12 protein-coding genes are annotated in these 12601 nt (G+C 33.4%); 2 read left to right on the forward strand and 10 right to left on the reverse strand.

The annotated features are described in order from the left end of the window. Positions 1-54: 54 nt before the first annotated feature. The gene (locus tag ACP5QL_RS02650; RefSeq protein WP_428125250.1) at positions 55-2115 is read left to right on the forward strand and encodes a phosphodiester glycosidase family protein; all 2061 of its coding nucleotides are present in this window, start codon (positions 55-57) and stop codon (positions 2113-2115) included. Here ACP5QL_RS02650 and ACP5QL_RS02655 read toward each other — a convergent pair. From ACP5QL_RS02655 to ACP5QL_RS02665, 3 genes are read right to left on the reverse strand one after another with little or no spacing between them, the layout of a single operon-like run. Then, a complete protein-coding gene (locus ACP5QL_RS02655) occupies positions 2102-2617 on the reverse strand; it encodes a CDP-alcohol phosphatidyltransferase family protein (RefSeq protein WP_428125254.1) in 516 nt (171 codons plus the stop codon). The two genes, ACP5QL_RS02650 and ACP5QL_RS02655, sit on opposite strands and share 14 nt — an antisense overlap. 10 nt (positions 2618-2627) lie before the next feature. Beyond that, positions 2628-3590: an ROK family protein gene (locus tag ACP5QL_RS02660; RefSeq protein ID WP_273333500.1), complete on the reverse strand. Its 963-nt coding sequence runs from the start codon at positions 3588-3590 to the stop codon at positions 2628-2630. Between the two features lie 10 nt (positions 3591-3600). After that, positions 3601-4194 (reverse strand): hypothetical protein, encoded by a 594-nt coding sequence (locus tag ACP5QL_RS02665; RefSeq protein WP_428125257.1) that lies wholly within the window; start codon positions 4192-4194, stop codon positions 3601-3603. A 128-nt stretch (positions 4195-4322) separates the two neighbouring features. Here ACP5QL_RS02665 and ACP5QL_RS02670 point away from each other — a divergent pair, with 128 nt between their 5' ends. Continuing rightward, positions 4323-4547, forward strand: a complete 225-nt coding sequence (locus tag ACP5QL_RS02670) for an FmdB family zinc ribbon protein (protein ID WP_012583476.1) — start codon at positions 4323-4325, stop codon at positions 4545-4547. Positions 4548-4556: 9 nt separating this feature from the next. Here the strand turns inward: ACP5QL_RS02670 and ACP5QL_RS02675 are convergent, their stop codons facing one another. The 7 genes from ACP5QL_RS02675 to lepA are packed head-to-tail and all read right to left on the reverse strand — an operon-like array spanning position 4557 to position 12461. Beyond that, on the reverse strand, positions 4557-5315 hold the full coding sequence (locus ACP5QL_RS02675; RefSeq protein ID WP_012583475.1) for a class I SAM-dependent methyltransferase: 759 nt from the start codon (positions 5313-5315) through the stop codon (positions 4557-4559). Then, on the reverse strand, positions 5302-7161 hold the full coding sequence (gene mnmG, locus ACP5QL_RS02680; RefSeq protein ID WP_428125260.1) for a tRNA uridine-5-carboxymethylaminomethyl(34) synthesis enzyme MnmG: 1860 nt from the start codon (positions 7159-7161) through the stop codon (positions 5302-5304). Before mnmG ends, ACP5QL_RS02675 begins: the two co-directional genes overlap by 14 nt. Further along, on the reverse strand, positions 7148-8170 hold the full coding sequence (locus ACP5QL_RS02685; RefSeq protein WP_012583473.1) for an MraY family glycosyltransferase: 1023 nt from the start codon (positions 8168-8170) through the stop codon (positions 7148-7150). The genes mnmG and ACP5QL_RS02685 overlap by 14 nt, the downstream gene beginning before the upstream one ends. After that, the gene (locus tag ACP5QL_RS02690) at positions 8167-8760 is read right to left on the reverse strand and encodes an ANTAR domain-containing response regulator (RefSeq protein ID WP_272995699.1); all 594 of its coding nucleotides are present in this window, start codon (positions 8758-8760) and stop codon (positions 8167-8169) included. The genes ACP5QL_RS02685 and ACP5QL_RS02690 overlap by 4 nt, the downstream gene beginning before the upstream one ends. A gap of 15 nt (positions 8761-8775) precedes the next feature. Then, positions 8776-9909: a radical SAM family heme chaperone HemW gene (gene hemW, locus ACP5QL_RS02695; RefSeq protein WP_012583471.1), complete on the reverse strand. Its 1134-nt coding sequence runs from the start codon at positions 9907-9909 to the stop codon at positions 8776-8778. Then, complete coding sequence (gene surE / locus ACP5QL_RS02700; RefSeq protein WP_012583470.1) at positions 9896-10654, reverse strand: 5'/3'-nucleotidase SurE; 759 nt, start codon at positions 10652-10654, stop codon at positions 9896-9898. Before surE ends, hemW begins: the two co-directional genes overlap by 14 nt. Before the next feature lie 4 nt (positions 10655-10658). Then, on the reverse strand, positions 10659-12461 hold the full coding sequence (gene lepA, locus ACP5QL_RS02705) for a translation elongation factor 4 (RefSeq protein WP_012583469.1): 1803 nt from the start codon (positions 12459-12461) through the stop codon (positions 10659-10661). Between the last annotated feature and the right edge of the window lie 140 nt (positions 12462-12601).

Here is a 12601-nt window from a genome sequence, read left to right on the forward strand (position 1 = left end):
AAATTTTTGTCAAGAATAACTTTTAAAAGTATAATTTCTAATATGAGGAAGATAATGTTTAAACTTGTATTCTTTATATGCCTATTATTGTTTATCTCTCCATCTTTTACTGTCGAGAAATTCAATATAGCCCCTAACGCTACTTACGAAAAGGTGGTAAGGGATAAATTAGTCTATCATATAACTAAGGTAGATATGGATCCCCTTTTGGAGATAGAAACAATTATATCTCAAAACAGATTATCTGAGATTCCCAAATATAAAAACTACGATCTTATAATAAATGGTAATTTTTTTGATCCAAAAACCTTTGAACCTGTAGGATTAGTAATTAAAAACGGAGAATTAATACACCTTCCTATAAAAAGAGGAATCTTTGGTTTGACCTTTGATAATAAACCTATAATTGATATATTTAACATTAATTTAAAGATAAAAGTTGATGAGAATATAATTCCTATAAACGCTATTAATTCTCCAAGGGGTATAGACGGTATAAATATATTTACAAGATATTTTGGAAAAGAGACTCAAATTAGAGAAAATGCCTCGGCTGGAGTTGATATCGAGGTAGCCCTTGAAGATAAGATTCCCTCCTTAGGTAAAACAAGTGGAGTAATAACAAATATCTACTATGGGGTTAAAAGAACTCCTATAAAAGAAAATACATGTATTATATCTCTTGGAGGTACCTCTTTAAAATATCTTCCCCTATTTTCTGTAGGAAAAAAACTTGAAATCATCAGTGAATGCACTCCCCAAATACCCTTAAAAGAAGCCATAGGCGGAGGACCAATATTGCTCAAGAACAAAGAAATAGTACTTGGAAAGACTGAGGAATTACCTTTTGATGACAATATTGTAAATTCAAGACACCCAAGGACCATCATAGGGACAAAAGAAAATAGTATTTATTTTATTGTTATTGAGGGAAGAAAAGAAAGCTCCATAGGTGTAACCCTTAAAGAGTCATGTGAAATTCTTAAGGAAATGGGGATTTCTGATGCTATAAATATGGACGGCGGAGGATCAAGTCAGAAGTTAATATGGGGAAAATTGATGAATCAAGAAATAGAAAGACCAATACCTGTAGCCTTAGGGATTAGAAATGTCTATCCTTATACACAGCCTAAATACTTAGCTTTTACAGAAAATGATGATATTTATATCAAAAAAGGGGATAAGATAAAAGTAGAACTGCTACTTCAGGATGAAAATTATCACCCTTACCCTATTGATACTTCTATGCTAACTTGGACTTTTTCAAACCCTATATTAAATTTTGACATAAGTAATATGACCTTAGAGGGAATAGATTTAGGAGAAAGCCTATTAACCTTGAACTTAAATGGGTTAACTACTACAAAAAAAATATTCGTATGGGATTTTGTAAATTTAGAAATCAATACAGGAAGAGATCAATTCTTTCTTGGAGATACTTTTATCCCTAAAGTGTACGTGGTAGATAACTTCAATAGAAAAATAGAACTTCCTATTGAGAATTTAAAATTTGACCCAAAATTTTTTATAAAAAACAGAGAAAAATTTACTGCCATAAATGTTGGAAAGACCAACTTAGAATATACTTTTAATAATCTATGGGTTTCTGTTCCCATTGAAATATTTGATAAAAAGAATATAATCTTTGAGGACTTTGAGATTGATAAAAATTGGATTATAAAAGGTAAAAATTATGATATAAGTTCTACCACTTATACCCTAACCAGCGATTCTTATTCCGGAAATAGCGCCATCTCAGTTACCTATTCTTCGCAGACAAATAATTCCTTTATATATTTGGAACTAAACATTTTAGTACCACAAAATATAACAAAATTCTCTATTTCCCTAAAAGGAAGTGGTGAGGGCTGGATTAGAGCTTTATTTTATGATAACGATAATCAACCCTGGGTTATAGATATAACAAATACCTCAAGTTTTGATTTTCCTAAATGGACTGTTGTAGAAAGAGACTTAAAAGATTTAAAACCCTTAACAAGTAAAGTGCTTGTCTCACCCGTGTTTCCAATAAAATTGGAAAGTATTTATGTTGTAGGGCTAAATCAAATGGGAGTAAAGGGCAAACTGATAATTGATAGTATCAGATTTTATTAGCTTTTAGGTTGTTCAAATAAAAAAACAAGTAATCAATTCCAGCTATCAAAGAAATTACTAAACCTATTAGAAATACAACATTTTGAAAAGGGATACTTAAAAGAGCCATTAGTATGGATATGGATATTAATACCATTGCCAATTTACCGTATATTTTAGATGAGATAATCTCCACCTTCTTTATTAAGAAGAAAAGACCAACTAAAAGCATTAAAAATTCTTTAGTAAGAAGGATCAGTACTCCCCATAGGGGAAGAATATTTTTGTACCCTAAATATACTAAGCTTATTATAACAATAAGCTTATCTGCTATTGGATCAATAATTTTGCCAAGTTCTGACGTTTGGTTTAACTTTCTTGCTAAATAACCATCCAAAATATCACTTATAGCAGCAATCCCATAGAGAATTGCTGCTATAAAAAGTTTTTGATTAAGTAAGAAATACATATAAAACGGTATTATAACCAATCTTATCAAAGTAATTATATTAGGTATAGTCATCTTAGATTTATCACCTATACAAAGCTAATAATGCTGCTCCAATACCACCTGCATCTTCTCCAAGCTCTGCCCATGAAAAAGTAACTTTATCCCTAAAACTTGGCAAAACCCTCCTATAAAACTCTTCTCTCATGGGCTTTCCTATATATTCCCTTACATTAGCAACTCCTCCACCAATTACAATCTTCTCTGGATCTACAATATGCACGTAATTAGCAAGAGCAATTCCTAAATAATACCCTGCGTGATTGAAAATATCAATAGCCAATTTATCTCCCTGCTCTGCTGCCTGATAAATAGTCTTAACTGTTACCTCTTCAAGATTACCATTGCAAAGGCCCCATATTAAACTATCAGTATGTTGAGGGAGAATACTTCTTGCATATTTTTCTATGCCTGTTCCAGAGGCTATAGCTTCTATACACCCTCTATTTCCACACCCACAAATAGGTCCGTCAGGGAGTACTGTGATATGCCCAAACTCACCCGCCATCCCATGAGCTCCAATCCATAATTTCCCATTAAGTACGATACCTGAGCCTATGCCTGTTCCAAGAGCTACACAGATCATAGTTTTTGTACCTCTCCCTGCCCCCACGAGCCATTCTGCCCAAGCAATAAGGTTAACATCATTCTCTAAATAAGTAGGAATATTAAAATATTCTTCTAATTCTCTTCCCAGAAAAACTTCTTTCTTCCATTCATCCCCCAGATTAGGAGCATACAAAGTAGATTTCTTTTCTCTATCCATAAGACCTGGAAAACCAATTCCTATTCCTTCAATATCCTTTTCACTCACTCTACCTTGCTGTAATACATTATGAATCATATCCTTAATCTTATTTATAACATAATCTTTTCCCCTATCCGCCTCAGTAGGCTGTTTATCCCTACCTAAAACCTCTCCCTTCTCGTTAACAAGAAGTACATTAATTTTAGTTCCTCCAAGATCCACTCCTACAGCCTTACGCATAATTACCTCCTCATCTTCCTATAATAAATTCAAAATCATATTTTTGAAGTGAATTTTCCCAGAAAACCTCAGGTATTATAAATCTTAGAGGATACTTAACATAAGGAGTATAAAAAGCTAAAATTCCACTGACCCTTGCACCAGGAAATACCTTACCATCTTTAAATTTTAAGAGTTCGTATGTTTTTATAAGTTCATTAATCTTTTTTTCTTCATCATTGCTACTCAGCAAGAGAGAAAAACTTGGTGGTTCATTGCTCTTAAAAGAAACTTCAAAGGAAACTTTTGACGCTCCTGTAGATTGATAATAAAACTCCCTTATAGGCATGTACTGTCTTCCATTAGCAGATATGATCACTGATTTACCTAAGGGATAAATCCAAATACCTTCGTTAGAATTGTTTATTACCTCTAAATTTAAAACCATTATATCTTGAGATAGACTGTACCATTTAAAGTCTCTTATTATTTCAACATTTATAGTAACTCCATTTATGGTTGTACTTTGTGGAAAAACCTGAATAGGTCTTATACAGCCCCCAACGTATAATAACAAAATTAAATAAAGAGACAAAAAAAGTAACCTTTTTGTTTCTACCTCCATCTTTATTCACACCTCTAAAACATTAATAGTTTCACACTAATACATTTTAACCTAAAACAAGGCTTCTTGACAATAAAATTATAAAAGATTAAAAAATATGAAGGAAAACAAAGAAGGAGGTGGGAAATATGCCAATATATGAATTTGAGTGTGAAAACTGCCACGAAAGATACGAGATTATGACTAATATTGGTGAAGAATTACCCAAAACCTGTGTAAAGTGTGGAGGAAATCTCAGAAAAGTATTCTCCCCTGTGGGAATAGTATTCAAAGGATCAGGCTTCTATACTACAGATTATAAAAGAAAAAATTCAGAATCTAAAAGCTCCAGCGAATCAGAGGGGGAAAAATAAATTTCCCCCTTATTTTTTTGTTCCTACCACAATCAGACGTCTTGACCCTATATGAAATCTTTTCCCGTCATAATCTCCTATAAACTTCTCTATTGTAAATCCCTTTTCTTCTAAAATATGAGCTATTTCACTCGGGGTATACAAGTATATTTTTCTTACAAACTCCTTCTTAGTGTTGTTCTTTAGATCAAAAACAAGTCTATTAGATATATAGTAGCCAGATTCGGGTTCAAAATGATGCTCTGTTAGTAAAATATAATCATTCAAGATATCCCATGAATATGGAATAAAGTACCTCAACAAGGCATCTCTGTTTTCAATATCTATCAGAAATTTACCTCCCTTTTTAAGGATATTATAAACTTTCTCTATAGCTTCTTTATCTTCCTCATAGGTGGAAAGACCAAAACTAGTATATAGAGAAAAAACCACATCAAACTTATATCCTAATTTCTCTATATCTTTATATTCCATTATATAAAACTCTACATTAAATACCTTCTCTTTTTTTGCTTCCTCTTTTGCAATTTCAATTAAGTCTTCGGATCTATCTATTCCTATAGCTCTATATCCTCTCTTTCCAAGTTCAAGAGTATGCCTACCAAAGCCGCAGCCAAGATCCAAAATAAGATAACCTCGCTTAATAGCAAGAGTAGACTCGAGAAAGTCAACTTCTTTACGAGTTCTCTCGGGAGTTAGATGCTTTGCAAGGTACAAGTAATAATCTCTACTAAAATATATGTCCCGCCAATCTTTATTTTCTTCCATATTTCTCCCTAAGGTAATAGAGTAATACTGTCAAATCACCTGCATTAACACCTGTAATTCTCATAGCTTGTCCAAAGGTATAAGGTCTAACTTTCTCAAGTTTCTCTCTTCCCTCACGAGACAAGTGAGGTATCTTTCCATAATCTATATCGTGAGGGATTTCTAAACTTTCGTACTCCTGAAATTCTTTAACCTTATCTAATTCCTTTTTAATATATCCTTCATACTTAATATCCGTTTCCACGGTATCCCTCCACTTTTTAGGAAGATCCCCTGCCAAACCTATTCTTTCCAAATCATCATATGTTATTTCCGGTCTTTTTATGATTTGTACTAAAGGAATAGGTTGGACAATAGGACTAGTTCCTTTTTCTAAAAGGATTCCATTTATCTCTTCGGGTTGTACTGAAACTCTTTCAAGGCGTTTTTTTTCATATTTTATTCTCTCCATTTTCTCTTGGAACATCTTCCACATATCCTCCGATATAAGCTCTAATTTATACGCCTTAGGAGTAAGTCTTTGGTCTGCATTATCAGCTCTTAGTAATATCCTGTATTCTGCTCTTGAAGTTAAAATCCTATAAGGTTCATCTACCCCTTTTGTAACAAGATCATCTATCAAGACTCCAATATATCCTTCATCCCTCCTTATTATTAAAGGCTCTTTACCGATAAGACTTAAAGCTGCGTTTGCACCTGCAACAAGTCCTTGAGCAGCAGCTTCTTCATATCCTGTAGTTCCATTTATTTGACCAGCAAGATACAAACCTTTAATTTTCTTAGTTTCAAGAGTGAATTTCAGTTGATGAGGATAAACCATATCATAAGCAATAGCATACCCAGGTCTTATCAACTCCACCTCTTCAAGACCTGGAATACTCCTTAAAATCTGTATCTGAATTTCCTCAGGAAGGCTTGTATATATACCTTGCACATATATTTCCACAGAATTTCTTCCTTCAGGTTCAAGGAATACTTGATGAGTTTCATGATCAGGAAACCATATATATTTCTCTTCTATCGAAGGACAATATCTTGGCCCTTTTTTCACCATTCCACCAATTCTGGAAGCTGTTAGATGAATATTAGCGAGAACAATTTCCTTAGTTTTTTGAGTAGTTCTCGTAAGATATGAAGGCACTTGTTCTCTTGGTTCTGGTTCCTCCCAAAAAGAGAAGGAGTGAAGTTCCTCATCACCAGGCTGGATTATAGTTTTACTAAAATCTATAGTTCGCTTATCAACCCTCGGGGTTGTTCCTGTATTAAATCTTCCTACCTCGAGCCCCAATCTTCTCAAGGCATCAGAAAGCCCCACCGAGGGAAATTCGTTCATTCTACCAGCAGGTTTTGACCAGGTACTTATGTGGATAACACCGTTCATAAAAGTACCAGGAGTTATAACTACTCTTTCTGCATAAAACTCTTTTTTTGTGGATAAAATTACTCCCTTTACCTCGTTGTCCTCTACAATTAGATCTACTACCTCTCCTTGATAGATCTCTAAATTTTTAATAGATTCAAGAAATTCCCTCATCTTGGCAGGATAAATCCATTTATCAACTTGAGCTCTTAGAGCCCTCACAGCAGGCCCTTTAGATGTGTTTAGCATCTTAACTTGAATCATGCTCCTATTGGTGATTCTTCCTGTAAGTCCTCCAAGAGCATCGATTTCCATAATGAGATGCCCTTTTCCTGGTCCTCCCATAGCAGGATTACAAGGAAGCCAACCTACGGTATCATAATTCATGGTAATCAACAATACTCTTACACCAAGACGAGAGGCTGCATAGGCAGCCTCACATCCAGCATGTCCTCCGCCAACCACAATTACATCATACTTTTCCATTTTTCCTAACCTCTAATACTCCAAGTTTTTTAAGAATAAATATGATTAAGAACAGAGTACCAAAAAGTAAAATAGCAGAAATATATGGATCTTGCAATAAGGAAATTATAACTGCAAGAAGAGCCATACAAATAGTGATTAAGTAAATAAATGCTATACTTTGTTCTGTAGACATACCAAGTCTCAAAAACCTATGATGAATATGATCTTTATCATATCTCCATGGAGCTCTTCCTTCGAGTATTCTTCTTATAATAGAAAAGGCAGTATCAAGGACTGGAAAACCAAGAACAATAATTGGGAAAAATAAGTTAATAACTGTACTAATTTTTAGTACCCCAATTACAGAAATAGCCCCTAAAATAAATCCTAAAAACATTGCTCCCGAATCTCCCATAAAAATGGAAGCCGGAGGAAAATTATAAAACAGAAAACCTAACACAGCCCCTAAGATACTGGAAAGAAGTAGAGCCATTTCAATTCTTCCTAAAATAAGTGATATTATAAGAAGAGAAAAGGAAGAAATAACAGAAACACCACCAGCAAGCCCATCAAGACCATCTATAAAATTCATAGCGTTGGTGATTCCTAAAAGCCATACAAAAGTTATTACATCAGCCCAAAAACCTTTAATTATTATCTTAGTATAAGGTACTCTCCAAATTTCTACTCTTACTCCCAATATCACAGCTATTAAGACTGCTAAAAAGGTTAACCAAAATTTAGGTTTAGGCTTTAACTCTACAAAATCATCCAGAAGTCCTACAAGAAAAACTAAAAGTCCGCCAAATATTATTTTTTCTACTACAGGGGATTTATTAAATATTACATTTACTACTAAAATGCTCAAGAAAAATGCCACCCCACCAATTCTGGGTATAGGCTTTAAGTGTACTTTTCTATCATTAGGAATATCTACCGCTCCTACTTGATAAGCAATCTTTTTAACCCAAGGAGTAAGTAAAACAGATATTACTAAGGATAAAAGAAATGCAAAAAAAACATTCATTTTTCTTTCTTATCCTTCAATTCGTATGCTAATATAATAGCTTGAGCAATCTCTTTCATAGGCTTACGTTTATCCATACTTGCTTTTTGAATTAATCTGAATGCTTCATGCTCTTTTAAACCTTCCCTATCCATAAGAATACCTTTAGCTCTATCTACTAATTTTCTTGTTTCTAAAGCATCTTTAAGATCTTCTACTTCTTTTCTTAAAAGCTGAAATTCTTTAAATCTTGCAATAGCAATCTCTATAGCAGGAAATAAATCAGATTCCTTAAAAGGTTTCACAATATAGGCAACTACCCCTACCTCTTTTGCCTTTTCTACAAGCTCCCTATCAGAATAAGCGGTTAAGAAAATAATTGGTGCTATTTCTTCTTGGGTCAAAATCTTTGCTGCCTCAATGCCATCCAAATTTGGCATTCTTATATCCATTATAATCACATCGGGTTTTAACTTTCTTGCAAGCTCTATTGCTATTTTTCCATCCGAGGCTTCCCCAACTACCTCATATCCTTGACTTTCTAAAAGTTCTTTCAAATCCATTCTAACTATGGGTTCATCCTCTGCTATTAATACTCTTACAGTCTTCATATACTCTCATCCTCCTTAAAGGATATCTTGAAAAATCTCATTAGCAAGAAGAATTCCCTTTTCTGTCAAAGCTACCCTATCACCTTCTTCTTTAATTAACCCATTTTCTAAAAAAACAGAATAATTTTTCATAAAATATTCTATCCTTTTATCAAATCTATTTTCAAACTCCTTTTTTGAAATCCCTTCCATAAGCCTTAATCTTAAAAAAAGAAAATCCTTCGCAAGTTTGTCGCCAGTCAAAAATTCTCTTTCTTCAATAGGAAGAATTCCTTTTTTTATTTTTCCATAGTATACATAAAGATTTCTACAATTTCCATATCTAACCGGTGGATCATAAGAATAAGCAGAAACCCCAAAGCCATAATATTTCTCCTGATTCCAGTATTTAAGGTTATGCTTGCACTTATAATTTTCATTCTTAGAGAAATTTGATATCTCATAATGAATAAAGCCATTATCTTTAAGATAATTCATAGCAAAGGAAAACATTTCTGCTTCCATATCACTATCAGGAAGTTTTATTTTGGACTCTAAATACATCTTATAAAATAGTGTTCCTTCCTCGATCATAAGATTATAGATAGAGATATGTTCTGGATTTAATTTTACAGCCTCCTTTAAGGAAAAATAAAAATCTTCTTGTTCTTGAAAGGGAAGAGAATAAATTAGGTCTATATTTATATTTTTAAAATCAGCCTCTCTAAGCATATGGAATGTTTTATAGATATCATCCGTATCATGTATCCTACCAAGAATTTTAAGCTCTTTTTCAATAAAAGATTGGGCCCCTATACTTATCCTATTAATACCAAGTTCTTTCCATACTTTTATTTTTTCTCTATCTACTGTTCCAGGATTAACCTCCATAGAAATTTCAACGCCTTTACTTAACTTAAACTTTTCTTGTATAAACTCAAAAATCTTTTCTAAACCTTTCAAAGAAAGAATAGAAGGTGTACCTCCCCCCAAATATATGGTATCAATTGTCTCTCCTTTTGATTTCATATCTATCTCTCTTAAAAGATGACTTATATACCTCTCCTCCTCCTCTTTAGAATATCTAAAGGACACAAAATCACAATATGGACATTTTCTCACACAGAAGGGTATATGAATATATATGCCAATAGGATTAGAGGAGATCATAAGATTTTAAAGCGTTAAGAAGAGAATAATTGGTCATATCTGATTGAAGAGGAGTTATGGAAATCTTTCCATTTTTGATAGCCCATATATCAGATCCTTCCTCTCCGTTTTCCTCAACATATCCATGCAACCAAAAATATTCTTTATTTCTTGGATCAAGCCTTTTTTCAACTATATTCCTGTAGTGAAACTTTCCTTGGTAAGTAAGACAAATGTCTGTTATTTTAGCATTAGGGGGTATATTTATATTCAAAAAGGTTCCTTCGGGAATAATTTTCAAAAATTTATCAAATAAGCTGATTAATAAATCGGTGGCTTTTTCAAAATCTTCTTCCTTTCCATCCTGATACACCGATATAGCTATAGCGGGAATGCCATTTAAAGAAGCCTCTCTCGCTCCAGAAACAGTACCTGAATAGATTATATCGTTTCCTAAGTTATATCCCCTATTTATGCCTGAAATAACTAAATCTGGTTTTTGAGCTAATATAGCATAAAGTCCTAAAAGTACACAGTCAGCAGGATTTCCATTAGTACTCCATACTTTAACTTTTTCAAGAGACCAATTAATTTCGTTTATTCTTAAAGGTTTGTGAAGGGTTATAGCATGACTTCCTCCACTTCTTTCTCTTTCAGGCACAATAATGTAAATCTCCCCAAATATACTAAGTTTATTCCCCATTATTTTCAGAGCAGGAGAGTTTATTCCATCATCGTTAGTGATCAAAATTCGGTACTTTCTCATTGACCTAATCCCTCTTTAGTACAGTCCAAAAAGCTTCTTGTGGGATTTCCACATGTCCTATCTTCTTCATCCTTTTTTTCCCTTCTTTCTGCTTCTCAAGAAGTTTTTTCTTTCTTGTAACATCTCCACCATAACATTTTTGAAGAACATTTTTCTTCAAAGGCTTTATCTCTTCTCTTGCTATAATCTTACTTCCTATACCAGCTTGAATCACAACCTCAAAAAGTTGTCTTGGAATAACATTCTTAAGTTTTTGAACTAACTTTCTTGCTTCTTCATAAGCTTTATTCCTGTGTACAATAATAGAAAGAGCATCTACTGGTTTTCCATTTATAAAGACATCAAGCTTTACAAGATTTTCTGGTCTATAACCAATAAATTCATAATTCATAGATCCGTAACCTCTGGTTATAGACTTTAACATATCAAAAAAGTCAGTAATTATCTCTGAAAGAGGGAGCTCTGCCGTAATAAGTACTCGGGTAGGAGTTAAGTACTCCATATTTTTAAAAATTCCCCGTCTCCTATCAATAAGTTCCATTATTCCTCCTACATATTCATTAGGAGTTACAATACTCGCAAGAACAAAAGGCTCTCTAAACTCCTCAATTTCATAAGGTGGTGGCAATTCTAAAGGATTTTGAATCATTTTTCTTTCTCCTTTCTTGGTTATGACCTCATATGCTACTGAAGGTACTGTAGTAATTATATTTAAATCAAATTCTTTCTCCAATCTTTCTTGCACAATTTCAAGGTGTAACAAGCCTAAAAAGCCACAACGAAAACCAAACCCTAAAGCAGGAGAAGTTTCAGGCTCATAATATAAAGATGCATCATTTAAGCTTAGCTTTTGAAGAGCATCTCTTAATTTATCATAATCCTCGTTTTCAATGGGATAAATTCCACAAAAAACCATAGGTTGCAGCTTTCTATAACCTGGAAGAGGCTCCTTAGCTGGTCTTTCTGATAAAGTTATAGTGTCCCCTACCCTTGCCTCCGAAATTTCTTTAATGTTTGCTACTATATATCCCACCTCTCCAGCTACTAAACTTTCTACAGGTTTCATCTCAGGAGAAAAAATTCCCAATTCCTGAACCTCATATTCACTTCCCGTAGACATAAGTTTAATCTTATCTCCGATTTTTACTTCTCCCTCAAATATCCTTACATAAACTATTACTCCTCTATAAGAGTCGTATTTTGCATCAAAGATTAAAGCTTGAAGAGGATCTGAGGGATGACCTTTAGGAGATGGAATATATTTAACTATACCCTCTAAAAGTTCCTCTATACCCCACCCTTCCTTTGCACTCACAAAAAAAGTCTCACCTATATAATCCTTTCCTAATAATTCTTCAATCTCCTTAGCAACTCTATCGGGTTCTGCATTAGGAAGATCAATTTTATTTATTACAGGTATAATGACCAAATTATTTTCAAGGGCAAGAAGTAAATTGTTTATAGTTTGTGCTTCAATACCTTGTGAGGCATCTACTACTAATATGGCACCCTCACAAGCAGCAAGACTTCTTGAAACCTCATAGGTAAAATCCACATGTCCAGGAGTATCAATCAAATTTAGTTCATAAGTTTCTCCAGACTTTGAGTTATATAAAAGCCTAACTGCTTGGGCTTTCACGGTTATTCCTCTTTCTCTCTCCACATCAAGGGTATCAAGAATTTGATCTTTCATTTTTCTTTTTTCTACTGTTCCAGTGTATTCCAAAAGCCTGTCTGCTAAAGTAGATTTTCCGTGGTCTACATGAGCAATAATACTGAAATTCCTTATTTTAGATGTGTCTTTCATCGGTATTTCCTTCCTCCCTTTTTCTATATCTTAAATTATATAACATTTTACCTAATCTTTTGTTTTACGAAATTTTATGCTATAATTCAGTCTGTCAAAAATAAAACCATAAAAAATTTTAAAATAAAGGAGAGGGAAAT

Origin of the sequence: Dictyoglomus sp., from assembly GCF_049968615.1 — a bacterium.
In the GTDB taxonomy this organism is placed as follows: Bacteria; Dictyoglomota; Dictyoglomia; order Dictyoglomales; family Dictyoglomaceae; genus Dictyoglomus; species Dictyoglomus turgidum.